Annotated in this window: 22 protein-coding genes; 13 read left to right on the top strand and 9 right to left on the bottom strand. The window is 73.2% G+C overall.

Features of this window, described 5'->3' with window-relative positions; genetic code table 11:
• Positions 1-257: 257 nt before the first annotated feature.
• Entirely contained in the window at positions 258-671 is a 414-nt protein-coding gene (locus tag ACIPSC_RS11860) for a DUF4307 domain-containing protein (RefSeq protein WP_400824931.1), read from the bottom strand.
• Positions 672-962: 291 nt separating this feature from the next.
• Here ACIPSC_RS11860 and mca point away from each other — a divergent pair, with 291 nt between their 5' ends.
• From mca to ACIPSC_RS11840, 4 genes are all read left to right on the top strand, one after another.
• The gene (gene mca, locus ACIPSC_RS11855) at positions 963-1,868 is read left to right on the top strand and encodes a mycothiol conjugate amidase Mca (protein WP_400824929.1); all 906 of its coding nucleotides are present in this window, start codon (positions 963-965) and stop codon (positions 1,866-1,868) included.
• A gap of 49 nt (positions 1,869-1,917) precedes the next feature.
• On the top strand, positions 1,918-2,109 hold the full coding sequence (locus tag ACIPSC_RS11850) for a hypothetical protein (RefSeq protein ID WP_148643133.1): 192 nt from the start codon (positions 1,918-1,920) through the stop codon (positions 2,107-2,109).
• Between the two features lie 42 nt (positions 2,110-2,151).
• A complete protein-coding gene (locus ACIPSC_RS11845) occupies positions 2,152-4,254 on the top strand; it encodes a thioredoxin domain-containing protein (protein ID WP_400824928.1) in 2,103 nt (700 codons plus the stop codon).
• A 121-nt stretch (positions 4,255-4,375) separates the two neighbouring features.
• Positions 4,376-5,224 (top strand): sterol desaturase family protein, encoded by an 849-nt coding sequence (locus ACIPSC_RS11840; protein WP_400824927.1) that lies wholly within the window; start codon positions 4,376-4,378, stop codon positions 5,222-5,224.
• Here the strand turns inward: ACIPSC_RS11840 and ACIPSC_RS11835 are convergent.
• Entirely contained in the window at positions 5,155-5,577 is a 423-nt protein-coding gene (locus tag ACIPSC_RS11835) for a hypothetical protein (protein WP_400824926.1), read from the bottom strand. The two genes, ACIPSC_RS11840 and ACIPSC_RS11835, sit on opposite strands and share 70 nt — an antisense overlap.
• A gap of 305 nt (positions 5,578-5,882) precedes the next feature.
• Here ACIPSC_RS11835 and ACIPSC_RS11830 point away from each other — a divergent pair, with 305 nt between their 5' ends.
• On the top strand, positions 5,883-6,140 hold the full coding sequence (locus ACIPSC_RS11830; RefSeq protein ID WP_400824925.1) for a hypothetical protein: 258 nt from the start codon (positions 5,883-5,885) through the stop codon (positions 6,138-6,140).
• A 12-nt stretch (positions 6,141-6,152) separates the two neighbouring features.
• On the opposite strand, the gene ACIPSC_RS11825 is transcribed toward ACIPSC_RS11830, so the two are convergent.
• Positions 6,153-7,085, bottom strand: coding sequence for a hypothetical protein (locus tag ACIPSC_RS11825; protein WP_400824922.1), 933 nt, complete (start codon positions 7,083-7,085; stop codon positions 6,153-6,155).
• A gap of 268 nt (positions 7,086-7,353) precedes the next feature.
• Between ACIPSC_RS11825 and ACIPSC_RS11820 the strand changes: the two genes are divergently transcribed.
• Together ACIPSC_RS11820 and ACIPSC_RS11815 are read left to right on the top strand one after the other, a co-directional pair.
• The gene (locus tag ACIPSC_RS11820; RefSeq protein WP_400824921.1) at positions 7,354-8,043 is read left to right on the top strand and encodes a papain-like cysteine protease family protein; all 690 of its coding nucleotides are present in this window, start codon (positions 7,354-7,356) and stop codon (positions 8,041-8,043) included.
• Between the two features lie 9 nt (positions 8,044-8,052).
• Entirely contained in the window at positions 8,053-8,952 is a 900-nt protein-coding gene (locus tag ACIPSC_RS11815; RefSeq protein ID WP_400824920.1) for a hypothetical protein, read from the top strand.
• 88 nt (positions 8,953-9,040) lie between these two features.
• On the opposite strand, the gene ACIPSC_RS11810 is transcribed toward ACIPSC_RS11815, so the two are convergent.
• Positions 9,041-9,709 carry a TetR family transcriptional regulator gene (locus tag ACIPSC_RS11810; protein ID WP_400824919.1) on the bottom strand — a complete coding sequence of 223 codons (669 nt, stop codon included), beginning with the start codon at positions 9,707-9,709 and terminating at the stop codon, positions 9,041-9,043.
• 8 nt (positions 9,710-9,717) lie between these two features.
• Positions 9,718-11,382 carry an MFS transporter gene (locus ACIPSC_RS11805; protein ID WP_400824918.1) on the bottom strand — a complete coding sequence of 555 codons (1,665 nt, stop codon included), beginning with the start codon at positions 11,380-11,382 and terminating at the stop codon, positions 9,718-9,720.
• Positions 11,383-11,697: 315 nt separating this feature from the next.
• Between ACIPSC_RS11805 and ACIPSC_RS11800 the strand changes: the two genes are divergently transcribed.
• A complete protein-coding gene (locus tag ACIPSC_RS11800; RefSeq protein WP_400824915.1) occupies positions 11,698-12,405 on the top strand; it encodes a hypothetical protein in 708 nt (235 codons plus the stop codon).
• Here the strand turns inward: ACIPSC_RS11800 and ACIPSC_RS11795 are convergent.
• Positions 12,376-13,068 carry a hemolysin III family protein gene (locus ACIPSC_RS11795; protein ID WP_400824913.1) on the bottom strand — a complete coding sequence of 231 codons (693 nt, stop codon included), beginning with the start codon at positions 13,066-13,068 and terminating at the stop codon, positions 12,376-12,378. The genes ACIPSC_RS11800 and ACIPSC_RS11795 overlap by 30 nt on opposite strands.
• Before the next feature lie 274 nt (positions 13,069-13,342).
• Between ACIPSC_RS11795 and ACIPSC_RS11790 the strand changes: the two genes are divergently transcribed.
• On the top strand, positions 13,343-15,154 hold the full coding sequence (locus ACIPSC_RS11790) for a phosphoenolpyruvate carboxykinase (GTP) (RefSeq protein WP_400824910.1): 1,812 nt from the start codon (positions 13,343-13,345) through the stop codon (positions 15,152-15,154).
• Positions 15,155-15,371: 217 nt separating this feature from the next.
• Here ACIPSC_RS11790 and ACIPSC_RS11785 read toward each other — a convergent pair whose 3' ends face one another.
• Positions 15,372-16,586: a pyridoxal phosphate-dependent aminotransferase gene (locus ACIPSC_RS11785; protein ID WP_400824909.1), complete on the bottom strand. Its 1,215-nt coding sequence runs from the start codon at positions 16,584-16,586 to the stop codon at positions 15,372-15,374.
• A 100-nt stretch (positions 16,587-16,686) separates the two neighbouring features.
• Positions 16,687-17,487: a hypothetical protein gene (locus tag ACIPSC_RS11780; RefSeq protein WP_400824908.1), complete on the bottom strand. Its 801-nt coding sequence runs from the start codon at positions 17,485-17,487 to the stop codon at positions 16,687-16,689.
• Between the two features lie 201 nt (positions 17,488-17,688).
• Here ACIPSC_RS11780 and ACIPSC_RS11775 point away from each other — a divergent pair, with 201 nt between their 5' ends.
• Entirely contained in the window at positions 17,689-18,402 is a 714-nt protein-coding gene (locus ACIPSC_RS11775) for a prepilin peptidase (RefSeq protein WP_400824907.1), read from the top strand.
• A 134-nt stretch (positions 18,403-18,536) separates the two neighbouring features.
• Here ACIPSC_RS11775 and ACIPSC_RS11770 read toward each other — a convergent pair whose 3' ends face one another.
• Positions 18,537-20,135 carry a chitinase gene (locus ACIPSC_RS11770; RefSeq protein ID WP_400824905.1) on the bottom strand — a complete coding sequence of 533 codons (1,599 nt, stop codon included), beginning with the start codon at positions 20,133-20,135 and terminating at the stop codon, positions 18,537-18,539.
• A 404-nt stretch (positions 20,136-20,539) separates the two neighbouring features.
• Here ACIPSC_RS11770 and ACIPSC_RS11765 point away from each other — a divergent pair, with 404 nt between their 5' ends.
• From ACIPSC_RS11765 to ACIPSC_RS11755, 3 genes are all read left to right on the top strand, one after another.
• The gene (locus ACIPSC_RS11765; protein WP_400824903.1) at positions 20,540-21,334 is read left to right on the top strand and encodes an isoprenyl transferase; all 795 of its coding nucleotides are present in this window, start codon (positions 20,540-20,542) and stop codon (positions 21,332-21,334) included.
• Positions 21,335-21,604: 270 nt separating this feature from the next.
• On the top strand, positions 21,605-22,939 hold the full coding sequence (locus ACIPSC_RS11760) for a PhoH family protein (protein WP_400824901.1): 1,335 nt from the start codon (positions 21,605-21,607) through the stop codon (positions 22,937-22,939).
• Positions 22,940-23,384: 445 nt separating this feature from the next.
• Positions 23,385-24,107 (top strand): transglycosylase SLT domain-containing protein, encoded by a 723-nt coding sequence (locus tag ACIPSC_RS11755; protein WP_400824900.1) that lies wholly within the window; start codon positions 23,385-23,387, stop codon positions 24,105-24,107.
• The last annotated feature ends 373 nt before the right edge of the window (positions 24,108-24,480 follow it).

Here is a 24,480-nt window from a genome sequence, read left to right as displayed (position 1 = left end):
CCGCCGACAAGCGGGAGGGCCGTTGGCGTGCCGTTGACGGTGGCGTTGCGCCGAGATGTACAGGAGCCGGTCCGCAGGACTCCTCTACGGATTCCCGCTCTCCAGATCGAATATGCGCCCGCTCGGCGGCGGGCCGCCGACGGTCACCCGGCCGGGAGGCCGGCGGACCGGTCAGCCGGGCGCCCGACCGCCCTGCCCGACCGCCCTGCCCGGGGTTGCTCGGCCGGGGCCACCCGGCCGGGGCCGCTCGGTCGGGGTCACTTGGCCGGGGTGCAGCCCAGCAGCTCGGCGGTGGTGCCGCGGGAGGTCGTCCGCAGACTCACCCACGCGTCGTAGCTGGAGCCGCCGGCCGGGACGGGGAAGTCCGCCACACCGACCACGGCGCCGTCGGCGCCCTGCGAGCGGACGGTGCAACTGCCCGAGGTGCCGTCGCTCTTGCGCACGGCCAGGTGCAGCTTCATCTCGCCGTCCGAGACCGCCTCGAAGGTCGGGACGAGCCCGTTCATCGTGGTCTCGCGGATCAGGTAGGAGCCGCCGAGCCAGGCCAGCAGACCCAGCGCGACCACGGCGCAGACCGCGCCCACCGCCTTGAGGCGGCGGTCCGTCTCGCGGTCGTCGCGTCGGCCGTAGCGCCCCTCGGGCAGCTGCGGGGTGGTGGTGCCTGCGGTCATCGGGCTCGTTCCTCTCCTGCGAGGGCCTGCTCCCGGCCCGGGGGCCGGGCGACGCCCCGGTGATGCCGGGGGAATGCGACGCTCCTCCAGTCCGTCACTATAGGAGGGGCACGCCCGCGGCCGGTCCGGCGGGGGCGGGGCTCGGCCGTGTCGGCGGCGCGGCGGCTGATCGCCGCGGCGCACTCTCCGGCCGGTCCCGCGGTGACGCGGCCCCGAACCGAGCGGCTCAGACCGATGGGCGGACCGGCCTTGCGGGCGGGACGCCCGGACATTGTGGAAGGAACGCACGCGTTGACTGAGCAGTTGCGACTGATGGCGGTGCACGCCCACCCGGACGACGAGTCCAGCAAGGGCGCGGCCACCATGGCCATGTACGTCGACCAGGGGGTGGACGTGCTGGTGGCCACCTGCACCGGGGGGGAACGCGGGTCGGTCCTCAACCCCAAGCTGCAGGGGCGGCCGGAGATCGAGGAGAACATCCACGAGGTCCGGCGCAAGGAGATGGACGAGGCCCGCGCGATCCTCGGGATCAAGCAGGCCTGGCTGGGCTTCGTCGACTCGGGCCTGCCCGAGGGCGACCCGCTGCCGCCGCTGCCGGAGGGCTGCTTCGCCCTCCAGGACGTCAAGGAGGCGGCCGAGCCACTGGTGCGGCTGATCCGCGAGTTCAAGCCGCAGGTCATCACGACCTACGACGAGAACGGCGGGTACCCGCACCCGGACCACATCATGACCCACAAGATCACCATGCTGGCCTTCGACGCCGCCGGTGACCCGGACGCCTACCCGGACGCCGGCGAGCCCTGGCAGCCGCTGAAGCTCTACTACAACCACGGCTTCCCGATGGGCCGGATCCGCGCCCTGCACGCCTACCTCACCGAGCACGGCCTGGAGTCGCCCTACGGCGAGTGGATCGCGGGATGGGAGAAGAGCGGCCGCAAGGAGCGCGAGATCACCACCCGGGTCCGCTGCGAGGACTGGTTCGAGACCCGGGACCGCGCGCTGATCGCGCACGCCACCCAGATCGACCCGGACGGCCCGTGGTTCCGCGTCCCGCTCGACGTCCAGCGCGAGGTCTGGCCCACCGAGGACTACGAGATGGCCCGCACCCTGATCGACGTCGACCTGCCGGAGGACGACCTGTTCGCCGGCCTGCGCACCCCCAGCCTGGCGGCCGAGGCCGCCGACACGCGCGACTGAACCGCCCCCCGGTGGCCCGGCTCCCCGTGAGCCGGGCCACCATAGAGATATGAGTGCCCCCGTGAACCTCACCCACCTCGCCGCCGAGCTCGCCCTCGACGAGACCAAGGTGACCCCCGGCCTGCTGGGCTTCGTGGTCTTCGCCGCCCTCGGCGTGGCCACCTGGTTCCTGGCGAAGTCGATGAACAAGCAGTTCAAGCGCGTCGACTTCGTCGAGGAGCCCGAGGCGCCGAAGGAGTGAGACCGCGCCCCCGTCCGCGCGCCGATGCGCAAGGATGGGGGCATGCCGAACCGTCTCGCGGACGCGACCTCGCCCTACCTCCTGCAGCATGCCGACAATCCGGTGGACTGGTGGCCCTGGGGGCCGGAGGCCTTCGAGGAGGCACGGCGGCGCGGTGTGCCGGTGCTGCTGAGCGTCGGCTACGCCGCCTGCCACTGGTGCCACGTGATGGCGCACGAGTCCTTCGAGGACGACGGGGTGGCCGCGTACGCCAACGAGCGGTTCGTCGCGGTCAAGGTCGACCGGGAGGAGCGCCCGGACGTCGACGCCGTCTACATGGAGGCCGTGCAGGCGGCGACCGGGCAGGGCGGCTGGCCCATGACGGTCTTCCTCACCCCCGACAAGGACCCGTTCTACTTCGGGACGTACTTCCCGCCCGAGCCCCGGCACGGGATGCCGTCCTTCCGGCAGGTGCTGGAGGGCGTGGACGCGGCCTGGCGGGACCGGCGCGAGGAGGTCGGCGAGGTCGCCGCCCGGATCCGGGCCGACCTGGCCGAGCGCGCCTCGGTCTACGCGGTGGGCGCCGGCGTGCACCAGCCCCCCGCCGAGGCCGACCTGCACCAGGCGCTGGTCGCGCTCAGCCGGGAGTTCGACACCCGGCGCGGCGGCTTCGGCGGCGCGCCCAAGTTCCCGCCGGCCATGGTGATCGAGTACCTGCTCCGCCACCACGCCCGGACCGGCTCCGAGGCGGCGCTGGAGATGGCCGGGCGGACCGCCGAGGCGATGGCCCGCGGCGGCATCCACGACCAGCTCGGCGGCGGCTTCGCCCGCTACGCGGTGGACGCCGGCTGGGTGGTGCCGCACTTCGAGAAGATGCTCTACGACAACGCGCTGCTGCTCCGCGCGTACCTGCACCTGTGGCGGGCCACCGGCTCCCCGCTCGCCCGCCGGGTGGCGCTCTCCACCGCAGACTTCCTGCTGCGCGAACTGCGCACCCCCGAGGGGGCGTTCGCCTCGGCCCTGGACGCGGACAGCCTGGACCGGGCCAGCGGCGAACAGGCCGAGGGCGCGTACTACGCCTGGACGCCCGGGCAGCTGGCCGAGGTGCTGGGGGAGGAGGACGGCCGGTACGCCGCCGAGCTGTTCGAGGTGACCGCGGCCGGGACGTTCGAGCACGGCGCATCGGTGCTGCAGCTGCCGGCCGACCCCGAGGACCCCGAGGCCCACGAGCGCGTCCGGGCCCGGCTGTTCGAGGCGCGGGCCGCCCGCCCCGCGCCCGCGCGCGACGACAAGGTGGTCGCCGCCTGGAACGGGCTCGCCATCGCCGCGCTCGCCGAGACCGGCGCGCTACTCGACCGGCCCGACCTGGTCGAGGCCGCCGAGCGCGCCGCCGACCTGCTGCTCGCCGTCCACCTCACCCCCGACGGCCGGCTGCTGCGCACCTCCCGGGACGGCCGGGCCGGTGCGAACGCCGGCGTCCTGGAGGACTACGCCGACACCGCCGAGGGGTTCCTCGCGCTCTTCGCCGTCACCGGCGAGGCCGAGTGGCTGCAGCTCGCCGGCGGGCTGCTCGACACGGTGCTCAAGCACTTCGCCGACGAGGCCTCCGGCGCGCTGTACGACACCGCGGACGACGCCGAGGAGCTGATCCGGCGGCCGCAGGACCCGACCGACAACGCCACCCCGTCCGGCTGGACCGCCGCCGCCGGGGCCCTGCTCACCTACGCCGCGTACACCGGCTCGTCGCGCCACCGCACCGCCGCCGAGCGGGCGCTCGGCATCGTCGGGGCGCTGGCCGGCCGGGCGCCGCGGTTCATCGGCTGGGGTCTGGCCGTCGCCGAGGCGCTGGCCGACGGGCCGCGCGAGGTCGCGGTGATCGGCCCGGCCGGGACGCCGGCCACCGCCGCGCTGCACCGCGCCGCGCTGCTGGGCACCGCGCCCGGCGCGGTGGTCGCGGTCGGCGGGCCGGGCGCCGCGTCGGACGAGGTGCCGCTGCTGGCCGGCCGGCCGCTGGTCGACGACGCGCCCGCCGCGTACGTCTGCCGGCACTTCGCCTGCGACGCGCCGACCACCGATCCGGCGGCGCTGGCCGAACGGCTCGGGGCGCGGGCGGACCTCGCCGGGACGGAGCCGGGCGGGACGGAGTCCGGCGGCACGGAGGGGTAGTGGCCGGGCCGGGGCGGCCGACCGGCTACCGGCCGGTGGGAGGCTGCCCCATCCTGGACTTCCGCGGTTGAGGGCGGCCCGCCTCCGGGCCCGACCGGGGCGGCCGCGGAGTGGGGGCACGATGATGGACGGACTGCTGGCGTGGGCGGCCGGGTTGAGCCCGGCCGCGGTGGTGGCGGGCGCACTGCTCGCCAACATCGGGCTGTTTCTGGTGGCGCTGGTCGCCGGCGGACTGCTGGTCCGGCGCTTCGGCGACCGGCGCGTGACGCCGCTCCCGCCGCCGCCCGACCGGCGCGAGCGGCTCCTCACGGTGACCGCCGTCCTGCTCAACGCCGCCCTCGGGGTGGCGGGTTGGGCACTCTGGCAGGCCGGCTGGATCCGGCTCTCGGCGGACACCGGCCTGCGCGCGGCCGTCGAACTGCTGGTGTTCGCCCTGGTGATGGACGGCCTGATGTACGGCGGCCACTGGCTGGCCCACCGCCGCCGGCTCTACCGGCTGGCGCACGAGATCCACCACGGCTACCCGGATCCGCGGCCGTCGACCCTCTTCGTGCTGCACCCGCTGGAGGTGCTCGGCTTCGGCGGCACCTGGACCGCGGTGCTCTGCCTGTGCGGCGAGATCTCCGCCGCGGCGCTCTTCGGGTACATCGGCCTCAACCTGCTCTTCGGCCTGCTCGGGCACCTGGGCGTCGAGCCGTTCCCGGTCGGCGTCCGGCGGCGCGCGGTGTTCCGCTGGGTGGCGCTGCCGATGTTCCACGCCGCCCACCACGCCGACCCCGCGGTCAACCTGGGCTTCTACACCACGGTGTGGGACCGGCTGTTCGGCACCATCGACCCCGGGTACGACGCCCTGCGCAGGGCCGAGCGGCCGGTGCTGAAAGTGACGGCGGATCAGGCGGATCAGGCGGGCCGGGCGGAGCCCGCCGCGCAGGCGGGTCGGGCCGATCGGGCAGGCCAGTCGATCGCGTGAACCCCCGGTGACTGGCGGATCCGGGTGCCGAAGGGGTCGGTGCCGCCGCTCTGCGCCACCGGCGTGCCGCCCATCGACCGGTCGCTGGTGCGGTAGTTGTGGGCGGTGGTGATCAGGTTGCCGCCCGCCGTCCGCATGTCCTCGGCGAGCCCGTCGAGCAGCGCCTTCCACGCGGCCGAGCAGTCGTGCAGCGCCGGCCCGCTCTGCCAGCCCGGCAGGCCCGCGGCCGCCTTGTCACTGGGCGCCGCGAGCCTCGCCGTCTCCTCGGGGACCTTCCCGGCCACCGCCTGCGCGTTGCTCCCGGCGGCGCTCAACTCGTCCGGCCGCACCGTGAAGCCCGTTCCCCCGGCCACCCGTCTCCCCCTCGGCTGCGCTGCCGGTCGTACACGCCATGGTAGCGGTGCGTGCACGGGGAGCACTCGGGAGTGACGGCGCGGGGGCTGACGAGTGGATTTCGCGAGTCTGAAGAACGCGAAGACGGCCGATCTGTACGCGGCGGCCGACGCGTACGGCCGGCTGTACAAGGCGTACGTGCAGCATGCCGCGGACTGGAAGAGCGGCCGGATCGGTCACCATCCGAACCCGGATCGCGCAGACGAAGCTCCAGGGGTTGTTCGACCAGATCAGCCGGAACCGGGAGGGACTGGGGTGTGGCCACGTGGAGCGCACCGAGACCGGGCAGTACAACCCGGGGTTGGCCTCCCTCGGCTGCACGACAGAGGACGATCTGTTCGTGGGGCTCAGCGCATCTTCGGACGGGACGTACAACAGCGTCTCGTTCGGCGTCGACATCGACTTCGTCCGGTACCGGCCGGCTCATGAGTACGGCCCGGTGGCTTCGCTGGGGAAGCGGCAGGTCGACTCCAGCGGGTCCGTCGTCGACGACCCCGTCGACGATCCCTACTGGTCGCACTGACCCCGCCCACCGCTACTCCCAGTCCCACCGGATCCCCAGCAGGCAGGGCTGCAGGGCCGTGCCGACCAGGTGGACGCAGTGGTGGCCGTCCAGGGTCAGCTCCTCCGTCTCGTAGGGCTTCTCGCCGGGGGAGCGGAGGGCGAAGCGGTGGCAGCGGACCGGGAGGGCGGCCGGGTGGAAGGTGACCTGGAGGACGTACTGGCCGGCGCCGGAGTTGAAGCCGCGGACGTACTCGCTGCTGGGCCCGGACGAAGGGGCGTCGTCGAAGCCGTAGCCGAGCAGGTGAGTGTCGCCGGCCCGGAGGCGGCGGTCGAGCAGGAGCTCGACGACGAGGAGGTCGTGGGCGGCGTCGCGGCGGATCCGCCCGGGGCGGCAGTTCTCCTCGGCGCGGACGCCGACCCGGGTGATGTCGCAGCCGGGGTCGCCCTGGTAGATGGCCAGGTAGCGGTCGATGCCGTCGCGGTGGGCGCGCAGGGCGTGCTGGGAGTCGCGGCGGACCATCCGCCGGTCGGCGCCGATCCGGACCCGCTCGATGTGGGTGATGGTGTGCAGGCCGGTGTCGCGGGGGCCGGCGATGGTGGCGAGCAGGTCGTCGACCGCGACGGCCGGGATGATCAGGTCCCGGTAGGGGCGCACGGGCGGGCCGGCCGGGTCGGCGGGGGTGGCCCGGCGCGGGCCGAGCAGCCGGGTGAGGGAGTGCTCGGGGAGGTCCAGTACCTCCTCCAACGCGGCCACCGCGCGCAGGGATTCGGTCCGTTCGGGGCGGCGGCGCCCCTGCTGCCAGTAGCTCAGGCTGGTGAGGCCGACGTGGACGCCGCGCTGGGCGAGGTGCTGGCGCACCCGGTGCAGGGCCAGGCCGCGGGCGGCGATGGCGGTGCGCAGGGCGAGGTGGAAGGGCCCGGTGCGCAGGACGGTGGCGAGGTCGGCCTGGTCGGTCCGCTGCATGGCGGCCTCCTCGTGTCGAGCGGGGCGGGCACCGGTTCGTTCGGTCGTGAATATTCACATGTGGAGGGCGGTTTGTCACCGGTGGCGCCTGGGGGCGCCGGGGTTCGCGGGGCGGCGTTCACATCCGGGTGGTGGCGTTCACACCCGGGAACGGGGGACACGAGGGCTGTTGACCAGGCTCTGTCAACGGAGTGATGCTCATGGCGCGATCCGGACCGCACCCCCCACACATCTCCACTCCTCTGCCTGCGCAAGGAGGAACGCCCCCATGTCAGTTCCACGGATACGCCTGCGCCGCGCGGTCTCGGTGCTCGCGCTCGGCGTGCTCGGCCCGGCGCTCAGCGTCGCGGCCGCCGCCCCGGCCTCCGCCGCCCCCGACGGCGCGCCGTCCGCCCCCTCCGTCCTCTCCGTCCGGTCCGCGCCGCCCGCCCAGGTGCGGCCGGCGGCCGCGGCGGGCAGCACCGCCGACCTGGCCGGTACGTACAAGAAGCTCAACATCACCATGCAGCAGCAACAGCAGAGCAACTGGTGCTGGGCGGCGAGCGGCAACACGATCGCCACCTGGTTCGGCTACTCCTACAGCCAGAACCAGTTCTGCAACGCCGCGTTCGGCCGGGCGATCGACTCCAGCTGCCCCAACAGCCAGGCCACGCTCGGCGACGTCCAGAACGGCCTCAGCCGGATCGGCATCAACCCGGGCTCGTACGTCAACGGGTACCTGCGCTACAGCACCGTGCAGACCGAGGTGAACGCCGACCGGCCGATCGAGACCCGGATCCAGTGGAGCTCGGGCGGTGGCCACATGCACGTGGTCTACGGCTACGACACCTCGAACAACTGGGTCTACTGGGGCGATCCGTGGCCGTCCAACTACCGCTACAACTGGGCGGACTACAACTACTACGTGTCCAACGGCACGTTCTCCTGGACCCACTCCCTGTACCGGATCGGCGTGTGAGGGGCGACCATGACCAGCATCCGTAAGGCCGCCGCAGGCCTCCTGCTCGTCACCGGTCTCGGCCTGGCCGCCGCTCCGGCCGCCCACGCCGACGACCCGGCCGGTGCTCCCGCCGGTACCCCCGCGCCGGTCGCCGCCGCCGAGCTGGCGCAGGCCCGCGGCGCGGCCCAGAGCCCGGCGGTCCTGGACCGGTTGGGCCACTTCTTCGCCCGCAAGGGCGTCCCGCCGACCGGCCGGCTGACGGTCGGCGCGGCCGAGGAGGCCAGGGCCGCGCAGGCGGCCGCCCCGCGGCTCGCCGGCGACACCGTGCCGGTCTACACCCTGGACGCGGCCTTCGTGGCCGGGACCCCGGGCGCGCCGGTGGCGAGGGCCGAGTTCGCGGCCAGCAGGGTCGTCTCGGCGGACGGGCAGATCGCCTCGGTCTGGACGGTCAAACAGGGCGGCACCTGGCAGGTCGTCAACATCGCCTCCGGCGGTGACGAGAGCGACTACGCGGCTCGGGCTGCCGGCAGCGGCGGCGGGACGGCGTTCCGCGAGCCGCAGCTGAACGCCTGGTACGTGCTGCGGGACGGCCGGGTGCTCCCGCTGTCCGACGAGGCGCGGCGCTCGGTGGGTGCGTCCGGGGTGAGCCTGGCGGCCTACCAGCAGCTCGTCCGGCAGCGGTACGGGGACAAGCTGCCCGGCTCGGCGTACGACCGGGCGGGGAAGGGCGGCGGCTACCAGCCGGACGCCACGGCGCAGTCGGAGCAGTCCGGGCAGCCCGGGCACTCCGTGCAGTCCGCGGAGGCGGCGGGCGGCGGAGGCGGCGGTGCCGTGCTGCCGGCCACGGTGGCCGCGGCCCTGGGCGTCACCGCGCTCGTGGGCGGGGCGGCGGCTCTGCGGCGGCGGCCGGGAGCCCGGCTCGGGTAGCGGGCCGGCGGCGGTGGGCGCCCGACGAGGGCGGGCGCCCACCCGACGACGGGCGGGGTCCGGCCTCCGGACCCCGCCCTGTGCGGTCCTAGACGCCCGCGAAGCCGTGCTCCAGCAGCGCGAAGGTGTGGTCCACCAGCTCCGCGATGTCCTGCGTGCCGCCGCTGTCCGCCCACCGCAGCACCGTCTCGGTGGTGGCCGCGCCGATCGCGGCGGCGGTGATCCGCATCTCGAAGGTCGGCTCCTCGACGCCGGCCCGCCTGGTCAGCACGGTGAGGTAGAGCTGCTGCGGGTCGTTGGCGGTCTCGTGCAGCCGGGCGCGCACCGCCGGGACGTCGTTGACCAGCCGCATCCGGGTCAGCAGTTCCTCGCGCTCGTGCTGGACCAGCTCGCGGATCAGGCCGATGATCGCCTCGCGGCAGGAGCGCAGAAACGGTTCGTCCGCCGGGCGGGCGAGCAGCGCGGCGACCAACGCCGGGTCGTACTCGTCGGTCAGGACCAAGTCCTCCTTGGTGGCGAAGTACCGGAAGAAGGTGGACTGCGAGACCTCGGCCGCGGCGGCGATCTGCTCCACGGTGGTGTTCTCGTAGCCCTGCTCGGTGATCAGCCGGTACGCCTCGCGGCGGATGGCCTGGCGGGTCTTCAGCTTCTTCCGCTCGCGCAGCGACAGCGGCTCCTCCAGCATCGCCTGGACCGGATTGGTCGTCGGTCGTGCCGCGGATGCCGGGGTTGCCGCTGTCGGCCGCGCTGCGCTCATACCTTCGATTATCGGTGATCGGCCGCAGGCGCGGCGGCGTTCCCCGGGAGCCGGCCGGCACCGCTGGCGGCACCGCCCCCGACGGCGTCCGCGGCGCCCGCACCGACCTCGACACCTGCGCCGCTCTCGGCCTCCGCACCGGCCTCCGCACCGCCTGCGACGGCCTCGCGCGCTTCCGCGGCCGGCATCCGCAGCGCGACCAGGACCGCCGACAGCGCCGCGATCACCCCGGCGGCCAGCAGCACCACCGTCATGCCGTGCACGTAGGCGGTGTGCGCGGCGGTGGCCAGCGCCCGGTCCCCGGTGGCGGCGGCCACCGCGTCGGCGGCGACCACCGACTGCTCGGCCCGGTGCACCGCGTCCGCGGGGAACACCGAGGTCTCCAGCGCACCCCGGTACGAGCCGGACAGCAGGCTGCCGAAGACGGCCACCCCGATCGCGCCGCCGACCTGGCGAAGCGTCTGGAGCAGTCCGGAGCCGACGCCGGCCCGGGCGGGCGGCAGGGTCAGCATGGCGGAGGCCTGGGCGGTGATCAGCGCCAGGCCCATGCCCAGGCCGAGCAGGACGAGCCAGACCGCAGCCAGGCCGTAGCCGTCGGAGGTCCCGGTCCGGCTGCCGAGCAGCAGGGCGGCGGCCAGCAGAGCCAGCCCGAGGGTGATCACCGTCCGTGGGTCGGTGCGGGCGACCAGGCGGTCGCTGAGCTTCGCGGCCACCATCAGTCCGAGCATCATCGGCATCATCCGCAGGCCGGTGCCGAAGGCGTCGGCGCCGAGCACGCTCTGGAAGTAGAGCGGCAGGACGAAGAAGGCGCCGAACAGCACGAGCGAGACCAGCGTCGCGGCCACCGCCGACCAGCGGAAGGCCGGGTCGGCGAGCAGGGCGAGGTCGAGCATCGGGTCCTGCTGCCGGCGGCTGCGCAGGACCAGGGCGGTGAGGGCGGCCAGCGAGCCGACGAGCGTCCCGAGCACCAGCGGATCGGCCCAGCCGCGCTCGGGGATCTCGATGATGCCGAAGGTGAGCGCCGCCAGCCCGCCCGCGCCGAGCGCGGCGCCGAGCAGGTCGAGCCGGGGTGCGGCGGGGTTGCGGGTCTCCGGGAGCAGCAGCACGCAGGCGACGATGCCGACGACGGTCAGCGGGATGTTGATCGCGAAGACGGAGCCCCACCAGAGGTGCTGGAGCAGGAAGCCGCCGATCAGCGGTCCGAGCGGGGCGCCGGCGGCGAGCGCCGTGGACAGGACGGCGGTCGCGCGGCGCTGTTCCGCGGCGGGGAAGAGCCCGGGGATCACCGCCAGGGACATCGGCATGACCAGGGCGCCGGCCAGGCCCATCGCGCCCCGGGCGGCGACCACGGTGCCGGGGCTGTCGGCGAGCATGCCGACGGCGGAGGCGAGGGCGAACAGGGCGAGGCCGGTGGTGAGCGTCCGGCGGCGGCCGAACCGGTCGCCGATCAGGCCGGCGGGCAGCATCGCGGCGGCGAAGACGACGGTGTATGAGTCGACGATCCACTGCTGCTGGCCGGTGGTGGCCCGCAGCTGGGAGGCCAGGGTGGGCAGGGCGACGTTCAGGATCGTCATGTCGAAGCTGATCACCAGGGCGCTGAGCGCGACGGCGACCAGCGCCAGCCAGCGTCGTGGGTCCGGTCCGGACGGGGTTTGGGCAGGGGTGGTCGGCACGGCAACCTCCGGGAGCCTAGAGCGCGAGCGGGAAGTTCCTCTCAAATGACAGTAACTACCAAAAGAATGCAGCCGTCAATGTGGCAAAGCGGTGGCGTTTCGGTCACGCTCGGTAATGTGTCCTGGAAGTGAGGGTTCCGCACGGGGAATTGACGCAACGTTGATCTGTCGTTCGCCGCTTCGGGGCGGCTCCGGGTGACTGTCGGTAGATACGATGTGGCAGTCGGTCAGTTGCAGGCCGACGCGTGCCGAGAGCGGAGAAGGGGTGGGGCGGCAGGAGCCGACCACGAGCCCGGCGCAGGAAGGGGATACCGAATGGCCGACAGGGAGTCGACCGCCCAGATCTGGGGCGCGGCAGTGGTGGTGACCTCGGCGCTGGCCGTGGTCGCGGCCTATCTGATCAACGGCGCCGTGCTGGTGCTGGCGGTCGCCGGGGTCGAGGTGCTGCTGCTGATGGTCCACGTCGGTCGGCGCTGGCGGCGGCTCCGCCGGCCGGTCGCGCCGCGCGGTCACCAGGAGGCGGGGGGTGCGCCGGACGCGGCGCACTGCGAGCGCTGCCGTCGGGCGCGCGAGGCGCTGGACGCGCGGCGGGCCCGTTCCCTCCCGCGGCCGGGGGCCCGGGCCGAGCGCCGGGAGGCGCAGCGGGCCGAGGGGTCGACGGGCCCTGACCGCGCGGGCCGCGACCACCACCCCCAGGGGCACTCCGGTCGTGAGGCGTCCGCCCGCGAGCTCCCCGACCGCGAGGCGTCCGCCCGCGAGATCCCTGACCGGGAAGCCCCCGCCCGCGAGCTCTCCGACCGTGACCACGCCGCCCATGACCACGCCGCCCATGACCGCCCCGACCGTGACCGCCCCGACCGTGACCGCCCCGACCGTGACCGCCCCGGCCACGACCGCCCCGCCCAGGGGTGCCGTCCCGCCCGGGAGTGGACAGCGGAACGGGCGGCCGCCCGGTCACTGGACCGGCCGACCGCCCGTCACGGGGCGCAGGGCTCAGTTGGCCGCGCTGTACGCCACCAGTGAGACGCCGACGTACTGCACGATGAAGGCCCCGAGGGTGAAGGCGTGGAACACCTCGTGGAAGCCGAACCAGCGCGGTGACGGATTGGGCCGCTTGAGCCCGTACACCACTCCGCCGACGCTGTAGAGCACGCCGCCCACGATCATCAGCACCAGGACCGCGACGCCGCCGGTGCGCAGGAAGTCCGGCAGGAAGAACGCGGCGGCCCAGCCCAGCGCGATGTACACCGGCGTGTACAGCCAGCGCGGCGCCCCGACCCAGAACACCCGGAACGCTATCCCGGCCAGCGCGCCGCCCCAGACCGCCCAGAGCAGCACCTGCTGCGCGGCGCCGTCCAGCAGCAGGATGGTGAACGGGGTGTAGGTGCCCGCGATGATCAGGAAGATGTTCGCGTGGTCGAGCCGGCGCAGCACCGCGTCGCCGCGCGGACCCCAGGTGAAGCGGTGGTAGACCGCGCTGACCCCGAACAGCAGCCAGGCGCTGGCGGAGTAGATCGCGCAGGCGATCTTGGCGGGGGTGGAGTCGGCCAGGCAGATCAGCACGATCCCGGCGGCCACCGTGGTGGGGAACATCCCGGCGTGCAGCCAGCCGCGCCACTTGGGCTTGCCCTCTGCACTCTCCGTGCTCTCCGTGCTCTCCAGGAGCTCAGCAGTCATGCGGAGCATGCTATCCGCTACCTACGGCTCCGTAGGTTACCGGCTCGTAGGAAGTGGCGATCATCACTACTTGGACGTTTTGGAGTAATCGAAGCGGGGTTCGGCGGGGTCCGGCTCGGCCGAAAGCGCCCGGTTACCAACCAGTAATCAGACGTCTTGTAGTAAAAGATGCGTCAATTTCACCGCTGCGCCGTATTCGGGGCTGGAGGCCGGAGCTACGCTGCAAGCACCCTCAAACCCCCGCTACGCCGTCTCCTCGCCGAGATGGCGTGAAGGAGCGATCGTGTCGAACGAGAACCTCGCGCCCACCCGCCACAAGCGTCTGCTTGCCTGGGTGAGCGAGATCGCGGAGCTCACCCAGCCCGACCGCATCGAGTGGTGCGACGGGTCCGAGGAGGAGTACCAGCGCCTCGCGGACCTGCTGGTGGCTCAGGGCACCTTCAAGAAGCTGAACGAGGAAAAGCGCCCCAACTCCTACTACGCCGCCTCGGACCCGACGGACGTGGCGCGCGTGGAGGACCGCACGTACATCTGCTCCGAGCAGGAGAAGGACGCCGGCCCGACCAACAACTGGAAGGCCCCCGCCGAGATGCGGGAGGTCTTCCAGGGCGAGAAGGGCCTGTTCCGCGGCGCGATGAAGGGACGCACCATGTACGTGGTGCCGTTCTCGATGGGCCCGGTGGGCTCCCCGCTGGCCGCGTACGGCGTCGAGATCACCGACTCCGCCTACGTCGCCGTCTCCATGCGCGTGATGACCCGCATGGGCCGGGCCGTGCTGGACCAGCTCGGCGAGGACGGCGAATTCGTCAAGGCCGTGCACACCGTCGGCGCTCCGCTCGCCGAGGGTCAGGCGGACGTGCCGTGGCCGTGCAACAGCACCAAGTACATCTCGCACTTCCCGGAGACCCGGGAGATCTGGTCCTTCGGTTCGGGCTACGGCGGCAACGCCCTGCTCGGCAAGAAGTGCTACGCGCTGCGCATCGCCTCGACCATGGCCCGGGACGAGGGCTGGCTGGCCGAGCACATGCTCATCCTGAAGCTCACCCCGCCGTCCGGCGAGGCCAAGTACGTCGCGGCCGCCTTCCCGTCGGCCTGCGGCAAGACCAACCTGGCCATGCTCCAGCCGACCATCCCGGGCTGGAAGGTCGAGACGATCGGCGACGACATCGCCTGGATGCGCTTCGGCGCCGACGGCCGCCTGTACGCCATCAACCCCGAGGCCGGCTTCTTCGGCGTCGCCCCCGGCACCGGCGTGGACACCAACGCCAACGCCATCGACACCCTCTGGGGCAACACGGTCTTCACCAACGTCGCCCTGACCGACGACGGCGACGTCTGGTGGGAGGGCCTGACCGACGAGCCGCCGGCCCACCTCACCGACTGGCGCGGCAACGACTGGACCCCGGAGTCCGGCACCCCGGCCGCCCACCCGAACGCCCGCTTCGCCGTCCCGGCGGCGCAGTGCCCGACCATCGCCCCCGAGTGGGAGGACCAGGCGGGTGTGCCGATCTCGGCCATCCTGTTCGGCGGCCGCCGCGCCACCGCCGTCCCGCTGGTGACGGAGTCCTTCGACTGGCAGCACGGTGTCTTCCTGGGCGCGAACATCGCCTCCGAGAAGACCGCCGCCGCCGAGGGCACCGTCGGCGAGCTGCGCCGCGACCCGTTCGCGATGCTGCCCTTCTGCGGCTACAACATGGGCGACTACTTCGCCCACTGGCTGAAGGTCGGCGCCCAGGCGGACACCGGCAAGCTGCCGAAGATCTACTACGTGAACTGGTTCCGCAAGAACGCCGAGGGCAAGTTCGTCTGGCCCGGCTACGGCGAGAACAGCCGCGTGCTGAAGTGGATCGTCGAGCGGCTGGAGGGCAACGGCAAGGGCGTCGAGACCCCGATCGGAGTGCTGCCGTCCATCGACGGCTTCGACCTGGAGGGCCTGGAGCTCTCCGAGGCCGACCGTGAGCTGCTCTTCACCGTGGACGCCGACATCTGGCGCCAGGAAGCCGCACTCGTCCCCGCCCACCTGGAGCTCTTCGGCGACCACACGCCGACCGAGCTGTGGGACGAGTACCGAAACCTCGTCGCCCGCCTCGGCTGAGCCTGAGCCTCAGCCGGCGAACGGTCGGCGCGTGGCACGAATCGCGCGTCGACCGAGCGACAGGACGGCCGGAGCCCCTGCTGGACGATCTTTCCCCGACCAAGGAGATCGTCCGGCGACCGGGGCTCCGGCCGTAGTCGTCTCCGGAGCCCTCGGAGCCCGCGGAGGCCTCGGGACGGTTCCGGAGGCCTCCGCACGTGCTGCGCCCCGCCCGCCGTCAGGGCTGGGTGTAGCCGCCGAGGAAGGCGCCGATCCGGGTCACGGCGTCGGTGATGTCCTCGGCCCGGGGCAGGGTGACCAGCCGGAAGTGGTCCGGCTCGGGCCAGTTGAACCCGGTGCCCTGGACCAGCAGGATCCGCTCGGCGCGCAGCAGGTCGAGCACCATCTGGGCGTCGTCCTTGATCTTGTAGACCTTCGGGTCCAGCCGGGGGAAGGCGTAGAGCGCGCCCTTGGGCTTCACGCAGCTGACGCCCGGGATCTCGTTGAGCAGCCGGTAGGCGGCGTCCCGGGACTCCAGCAGCCGGCCGCCGGGCAGCACCAGGTCCCGGATCGACTGCCGGCCGCCGAGCGCCGCGGCCACCGCGTGCTGGGCCGGCATGTTGGCGCACAGGCGCATCGAGGCGAGCACGGTCAGGCCCTCGATGTAGCTGCGGGCCCGGTTCCGGTCGCCGGAGAGCACCATCCAGCCCGAGCGGAAGCCCGCGACCCGGTAGGCCTTGGAGAGGCCGTTGAAGGTGACGCAGAAGAGGTCCGGCGCCAGGGTGGCCAGCGGGATGTGCTCGGCGTCGTCGTAGAGGATCTTGTCGTAGATCTCGTCCGCGTAGACCACCAGCTTGTGCCGGCGGGCGATCTCGACCAGGCCCTCCAGGACCTCGCGCGGGTAGACCGCGCCGGTCGGGTTGTTCGGGTTGATCACCACGATCGCCCTGGTCCGGTCGGTGACCTTGGCCTCGATGTCGGCGAGGTCCGGGTACCACTCGGACTGCTCGTCGCAGCGGTAGTGCACGGCCGTGCCGCCGGCCAGCGAGACGGAGGCGGTCCAGAGCGGGTAGTCCGGTGCGGGGACGAGCACCTCGTCGCCGTCGTTCAGCAGCGCCGTCATGGCGAGCTGGATCAGCTCGGAGACGCCGTTGCCGAGGAAGACGTCCTCGACGGTGAGCCCGTGCAGCCCGCGCTCCTCGTAGTGCATCACCACGGCGCGGCGGGCGGAGAGCAGGCCCTTGGAGTCGCCGTAGCCGTGCGCGGACGCGAGGTTGCGCAGGATGTCCTGGAGGATCTCCGGCGGCGCGTCGAAGCCGAACACGGCGGGGTTGCCGGTGTTGAGCTTCAGGATGCGGTGGCCCTGCTCCTCCAGCCGCATCGCCTCGTCGAGCACCGGGCCGCGGATGTCGTAGCAGACGTTGGCGAGCTTGCTGGACTGGATGACCTGCATGCCTGCCTACTTTAGGGGCAGATCGGGGCGGTTCGGCGCGCGCACCGGGGCACGCGTCGGACCGCCCCGAGGGTCTGCCTTCGATCGGCAGGCGGGGCCGTCAGCCGACCTTCCAGACCAGCGGCTCGGTGTCCAGAACGCTGCCGAAGGTGAGGAACTGCGGCGGGGTGGCGTTCGGAACGAGATAGACAGCACACTGCTGCTGGCTCTGGCCGTCCGCCAGGGTGCCGGGCTTCTTGCCCGCGTCGCACTGCGGGATCGACTTCGTGATCGTCGGGGCCGGGAGGATGCCGGTCGCCTTGGCGTCCGTGTTCACCTTGAACCGCATGATGAAGTACTCGTCGGTCAGCGGGGCGCCGGTGCGGTTGGTGAACGACACCGTGACGTAGTACGGCGTCCTGCCCTCCAGGTCGGCGGGCTTGAAGTTGAACGGCGCGATCTCGGCCGCGGTGCCCTTGACCACCGAGACCGGGGTGACGTCGGCCTTGGTCTTGCCCTGGTAGCTGCCGGTGGCGGTGAGCGCCAGCGGGTTGCCGAAGCCGACCTTGCCGCTGCCGCCGCTCGCGCCGCCGATCGGGTTGCCGCTGGTGGTGGCCGAGGGGGCGGGGTTGGCGCCCGCCCCGCCGGTGCCTGCCCCGCCGGTGCCCGCCCCGCCCGTGCCCGCGCCGCCGGCGGCCGCACCGCCGGTACCGGCCGTGGCGCCCGCGCCGCCCGCGCCCGCCGATCCGCCGGCCGCCGGGGGCTGCGTGGTGGCCGGGGCCGTGGCGGGGGCGGTCGCGCCCCCGGCGCCCGCCGCGCCCGGGTCGACCGGGGTGTCGTTCTCCGGCCCGCAGGCCGTCAGCAGCATGGCCAGCGCCGCGGCCGGGACAGCGGCGCGCAGAACCGTCTGGGTCTTCGTCAAGATGTGTTCCCCGTGGATGATGTGGTCGGTGCGGCACCCGGGTCGCCGGGCGCCGTCCGGGTCCTGTCCGCCCGATCCTGCCGGGCGCACGAAAACCGCGCGCCGGTCCGACGGGATCGATCGGACGGGCCCCAACGCTCGGACGAGGACGATGGCGGGCCGGTTCCCTCGCGGGAGGCCCGGTGTGGCGGGAGGGGTGCTGTGATCGTCGCCGTACTCGGGGCGGTGCTGGCCGGAGTGCTGGTGGCGCCGGCCCTGCGCGGGCTGGTGGTGCGGTACGCCGTGCCCGAGGGACAGCCCTGGTGCACCCGCTGTCCGGCCTGCGACCGGGAACTGCGCGGGCTGCCGCCGACCGGCCGCTGCCCGGGCTGCCGCGAGCGGCTGGGCCCTGGTGCGGGGCAGGTGGAGGCGGTCACCGCGCTGGCGGTGGCGGCCGCGCTCTCGGCGGCGCACCCGGCCGACGCGGCCCTGCTGCTCTGGGCGGCCGGGCCGGGCGTGGTGCTTGGCTTCACCGACGCCCGGGTGCGCCGGCTGCCGTACGCGCTGAGCTGGACGCTGGCGGCGGGGCTGGCGCTGCTGCTGGTGGCCCTGGAGCTGGCCGACGGCAGCCCCGGCGTCCTGCTGCGCTGCCTGCTGGTGGCGCTCGCCGCCGCGGCGCTGTTCGAACTGCCCGCCTGGTTCGGGCTGATGGGCCCCGGGGACACCGTGCTGGCGCTCGGCCTCGGCGCGCTGCTCGGCCGCTACGGCTGGTCGGCCGCGTTCGGCGGGCTGTTCGCGGCCGCCGTGCTGGCCGGCCTCTGGTCGGTCGGGCTGGCCGTCGTGGCCGTGCTGCGCCGCCGGCCGGTGCGCGGGCTCGACCTGCCGATGGGCCCCTTCCTGCTGCTCGGCGCGGCCGCCGCGGTGCTGCTGCAATAGCGCCGGGGGCCGGCGGTGGCGGCCGGGACCGCCCGACCCCGGGGACGCGGACGGGCCCGCCGTACCGGTCGGGTACGGCGGGCCCGCCGCCGGTGCGCCGGCCCCACCCTCAAGGAGCCGCGCGCCGCGGGGAGTTACGGCATCTGGTGGACGAACGGGCCGACCGCGTCGGAGAACGCGTTCCCGTTGTTGGCGTCCCAGTTGGTCGACCAGGTCATCGCGCCACGGATGGTCGGCCACTTGGCCGGCGGGACGAAGCTGCCGCAGTTGCGGCCGGTGGCCAGGCAGTCCAGCGCGTTGTTCACCACGGACGGCGGGACGTAGCCGCCGCCGGCCGCCCGGCTGGACGCCGGGACGCCGATGCCGACCTGGTCGGGCCGCAGGCCGCCCTGGATGTGGGTGCAGACCTGCGAGGTGATGAAGTCGACGGTGCCCTGGTTGTAGACCTTGCCGTCGCAGCCGTTCATCCCGCCCGAGTTGTAGAACTGGGTGTTGACGACGGTCAGGATGTCCTTGGTGTTCAGCGCGAGCTGGAAGTAGGCGCCGGCGGTGCTGTACATCCCGATGGTCTCCGGGGCCATCGTCAGGATGAAGCCGGGGCCGGCCTTGGCCTGGAGACTGTGCAGCGCGTTGCCGAGGTGGGTCGGGTTGACGCCGTTCTCCAGGTCGACGTCGACGCCGTCGAAGCCGTAGTCCTTGATGATCGCGTAGGCGCTGTCCACGAACGCGGCGGCCGCGGTGGCGTCGCCGACGGTGATCGCGCCGTTCTGGCCGCCGATCGAGAGGACGACCTTCTTGCCGGCCGCCTGCTTGGCCTTCACGTCGGCGCGGAACTGTCCGTCGGTGTAGCCGCCGAGGGCCTTGGAGAGCGCCGGGTCGAGGGTGAAGCTGATCGCGCCGGTCCGGGTGGGCACCGCGTCGGCGAAGGAGACCGCGATGATGTCGTAGGCGCTCTGGACGTCGCCGAGCTTCTGGACGGTCGCACCGTTGTCGAAGTTGTGCCAGTAGCCGGTGACCACGTGCTTGGGCAGGCCGGTGGCCGGCGGGGTGGTGCCGGTGGCGGTCGCCGTGGGCGTCGGGGTGGCGGTCTGGGTGGGCGTCGCGGTCGGCGTCGGGGTCGCGGTGGCCGTGGGGGTGGCGGTCGCGGTGGCCGTCGGCGTGGGGGTGGGCGTCGCGGTGGGGCTCGGGGTGGAGGTGCCGCCGGGGCCGCTCAGCGTGACGTCGTCGGCGAGGTAGGCGCTCTGGCCGTACCAGCCGTGCAGGTACACCGTGATGCTGGTGGTGTTCGCGCCGGTGGTGAAGGTCGAGGAGAGCTGGTTCCAGCTGTTCTGGTTCGACCAGGTGCTCGGCTCGGTGCCGCCGGTGCCCCGCGCGCCGAGGTAGACGTACGGGCCCTGGACCCAGGCGCTCAGCGTGTAGCTGGTGTTGGGCAGCACGCTGACGGTCTGGGTGCACTCGGCGGTGTCGCCGGCGCCCGGGGTGGCCTGGAGCGCGCCGCTGCCGGAGTGGACGGGGGCCGTGACGCCGGCCGCGGCGCCGGTGCAGGACCACCCGGCTAGCGAGCCGCCGTCGAATCCGCCGTTGGTGACCAGGTTGCCGGCGGCCGCGTTGGCGCCGCCGGCGAGGAGGGCCAGACCGCTGCCGGCCAGGGCGAGAGCGGTGGCGCCGGCGGCGAGGGCCGGCAGGGGGCTGCGCCGGCGCCGGTGCGCGGGCTGGTTCTGCGTACGGGCCATGGAGGTGGGCTCCTGGGGAAGGAGCGGCCGCCGCGGTGGGGGGCGCGGCGGCCGCGTGTGGGGGAGGGCATGCATCCGCAGTGGTGCCTTGGCGGGCGGGAGTCCGGTGCTCTTCCGCCTGGGTCAAAAGCTGGACTAGACCATTGCCGGCCGTCAAGGACGGAACGGCCGGCTTACGGATTCCTTAAGGAACCGGATACCGTTCCGTAGCCGTCTCTCCCGGAGGCGGCCGGCTGCCCGGCGGATGTCTTCCGGCCACGGCTGCCGTACCGGTCGCGACAGAGTCCGCACAGGACCGTGACCTGACCGCTACCTGCGGCTTTACCCAGCACGTCCGGGCGGGAGTAGGCTGCGCCCGGGGTTGTGACGCACCCCGGTGAAGAGTTACGGAGGGGCCGAAAACCATGGGTCTGCGCGATGTCGTCGAACGCACGCCGGGGCTGCGCACCCTGCTGGACGGTATGTACGGCCTCTACGGTCGCCGGGTCGAGGTGCACCTGGCCCGCACCCCGCACCACATCGGCGTGATCCTCGACGGCAACCGCCGCTGGGCGAAGGCCACCGGCGGCTCCACCGCCTACGGCCACCAGCGCGGCGCCGACAAGATCAGCGAGTTCCTCGGCTGGTGCGACGAGACGCACGTCAAGGTCGTCACCCTGTGGATGCTCTCCACCGACAACCTCTCCCGGCCCGCGGACGAGCTGGTCCCGCTGCTCGGGATCATCGAGGACGCCGTCACCGGCCTGGCCGCCGCCCGCCGCTGGCGGGTCAACCCGGTCGGCGCGCTGGACCTGCTGCCGCAGCACACCGCCGACGTGCTCAAGCGCGCCGCCGAGGAGACCGCTGGGATCGACGGGATCACGGTCAACGTCGCCGTCGGCTACGGCGGCCGGCACGAGATCGCGGACGCCGTCCGCTCGCTGCTCCAGGAGCACGCCGGGCGCGGCACCTCGATCGAGGAGCTGGCCGAGATCCTCGACGTCGAGCACATCGCCGAGCACCTCTACACCAAGGGCCAGCCCGACCCGGACCTGGTCATCCGCACCTCGGGCGAGCAGCGGCTCTCGGGCTTCCTGCTCTGGCAGAGCGCGCACAGCGAGTTCTACTTCTGCGAGGCGTACTGGCCGGCCTTCCGGAAGGTCGACTTCCTTCGCGCCCTGCGCGCGTTCGAGCAGCGGAACCGGCGGATGGGTCTCTGAGGCCCCTTCCGCCCCACCGGGAGACCCCTCCCACCCCATCGGCCCCGCGGCGCACAGCGCCCGTGGGGCCGATCTGCGTCCAGTAGAGCTGGCGTACCCGGACGGAGTGCGAGGCCAAACGTTCACCGGCAATGATCCGTCAGTTCGCCGGGGACGCGAATGCACCGCCCCTCGCCTGGGAATACTCCGATCAGACCGGCCCCGAGGCCACCGGGGCAGCGGGGGCCGGCTTGCCGCGGATGACGCAGGGTCATCCGCTCTGGAGGCCTAGTGGTCAGTTCCAAGAGCCGCCGGACACCAGACCGGCGCACGTACGTTCTCGACACCAGCGTGCTCCTGGCGGACCCGCTCGCCATGACCCGCTTCGAGGAGCACGAGGTCGTCCTTCCGGTGGTGGTCGTCACCGAGCTGGAGGCCAAGCGGCACCACCCGGAGCTGGGCTACTTCGCCCGCCAGGCGCTGCGACTCCTCGACGACTACCGCATCCGCTTCGGCCGGCTCGACGAGCCGATCCCGGTCGGCGAGCTCGGCGGCACCATCCGGGTCGAGCTCAACCACTCCGACCTGTCGATACTGCCGGTCGGCTACCGGGCCGGCGGGGGCGAGGCGGACACCCGGATTCTGGCGGTCGCCCGGAACCTGCAGGCCGAGGGGTACGACGTCACCGTCGTCTCCAAGGACCTCCCGCTGCGGATCAAGGCCAGCTCGGTCGGGCTCCTCGCCGAGGAGTACCGGGCAGAGCTGGCGGTCACCTCGGGCTGGACGGGCATGTCCGAGCTGCACGTCCCGGCGGACGACGTGGACGCGCTGTTCGCGGCCGGCCACGACGCCACGGTGGCGGTCGAGGGAGCCGCCGAGCTGCCCGTCCACACCGGACTGGTGCTCAGCTCCGAGCGCGGCCGGGCACTCGGCCGGGTCACCGGCGACGGCCGGGTCCGGCTGGTGCGCGGGGAGCGCGAGGCCTTCGGGCTCCGCGGGCGCAGCGCCGAGCAGCGGGTCGCGCTGGACCTGCTGCTCGACCCGGAGGTCGGCATCGTCTCGATGGGCGGCCGGGCCGGCACCGGGAAGTCCGCGCTGGCCCTGTGCGCAGGTCTGGAGGCCGTGCTGGAGCGGCAGCAGCACCGCAAGGTGATGGTCTTCCGGCCGCTGTACGCGGTCGGCGGCCAGGAGCTCGGCTATCTGCCGGGCTCCGAGACGGAGAAGATGAGCCCCTGGGCGCAGGCGGTCTTCGACACCCTCTCCGCCGTCACCACCCCGGACGTGATCGAGGAGGTCATCTCCCGGGGCATGCTGGAGGTCCTGCCGCTGACCCACATCCGCGGGCGCTCCCTGCACGACGCCTTCGTGATCGTGGACGAGGCGCAGTCGCTGGAGCGGAACGTCCTGCTCACGGTGCTGTCGCGGATCGGCCAGGGCTCCCGGGTGGTGCTCACTCACGACGTGGCGCAGCGGGACAACCTCCGGGTCGGCCGGTACGACGGCGTGGTGGCGGTGGTGGAGAAGCTGAAGGGGCATCCGCTGTTCGCGCACATCACGCTCACCCGGTCCGAGCGTTCGCCGATCGCGGCGCTGGTCACGGAGATGCTGGAGGACATCCACCCGTGACCGGAGCGTTCCGGGCATAGTCGGACAATATGGTCAATTCCGGGCGTGGGGCCCGCTCCTGACGGAGCGGGCCTCCGCCCGTTTCATCACATCGAGTGCTTTCTGTCCGGAGAACCCCGGTGCGGTGAATGTGACATCCGCCACGCAACGGGGAATTGCGTCGACAGCGTCCGGTGCGGCATGGTGAGGGTTCTGTCAGGCCCCGCGTACGGCATGACAGGGCCCCGGGCGACCGGTGGTCCGGTCCGGACGGTCCGCCAACTCCGGTGGGTGGACGCACAATTGAACACCGATGAGCCGTACGCCGCCCGATCTCAACGCCCGGTCGCCACCGCGGCCGGACGCCGGGTCAGTACCTCCCGTGACCAGCACCGTACGGAGGGCAGCGCCAAGGGGCATGTTGCGTCCGCACGGTCACGCGTGGGCGATGCTGGAAGGAATCCATGTGACTCGGATCTCGGTCCGGGGAGTTGCTGTGGCCTCCGCCACCGCCGTCACCGCTGTCGGTGCCGTCGTGGGCATGGCCTCGGGCAGCGAGGGCAAGGCCGTGCAGACGGTCGACGTCGCCGGCGCGACCCTGCTTGCCGAAGTCCCCTCTGGCGCCCAGGCGCAGACCATCAGCGACAACATCGGCACGCAGGCCTCCGCCCAGCAGGCCGCCGCCGAGGCGACCGCCAAGGCCGCGGCCGAGCAGAAGGCCGCCGAGGAGGCCGCGCGCCAGAAGGCCGCCGCCGACGCGCAGGCCAAGGCCGACGCGGAGAAGGCCGCCAAGGCGGCCGAGGAGAAGCGCAAGGCCGACGAGGCCGCCGCCAACCGCTCCAAGGCCCGTTCGGCGATGGCCGCCACCGACACCTCGGCCCCGCCGGTCTCGGTCAGCCCCGGCTCGGTCCAGGAGATCGCCCAGCAGATCGTCGGCAGCGACGCGCAGTTCCAGTGCTTCAGCCAGATCGTGAAGCGCGAGAGCGGCTGGGACTACACGGCCACCAACAAGAGCTCCGGCGCCTACGGCCTCGTCCAGGCGCTCCCCGGCTCCAAGATGGCCTCGGCCGGCGCCGACTGGCGCACCAACCCGGCCACCCAGATCAAGTGGGGCCTGAACTACATGAACAGCCGCTACGGCAGCCCCTGTGGCGCCTGGTCGTTCTGGCAGTCGCACCACTGGTACTAGAGACAACCGGTACCCGGGACGTCCGACGCAGCCCCCGACCGCCCTGAGCGGGGTCGGGGGCTGCGTCGTGCCTGCGGGGCGGGCCGCCCCGCCCGGGCTGCGCTGACCAGTGCGCCCACGGGCGGTGCGGTCCTGGATGCGGACGCGGGGCACGGGAAGGGGTCCTGGTTGCTTCCTGCACCGGCCGGTCCGCCGACAGTTGGCCTGTGTTCTCGTCCGACTCCTCCCCGTTGTCGCGCGCCTGAAACCCGCCGGTCCGGGTGGTTTTGCCCCGGTCTCTCCCGGCCGGCGGGCCCGGCTCGGGCCGCTCGCAGCGGCCCCGGGCGCCGCCAACCCACCCGCCCGCCGGACTCGCCGTGCACCGGGCGGGTAG

Source organism: Kitasatospora sp. NPDC090091, from assembly GCF_044747365.1.
In the GTDB taxonomy this organism is placed as follows: domain Bacteria; phylum Actinomycetota; class Actinomycetes; order Streptomycetales; family Streptomycetaceae; genus Kitasatospora.
The sequence above is the reverse complement of the archived record's forward strand: the minus strand, read 5'-3'. Positions and strand labels throughout refer to the sequence as shown.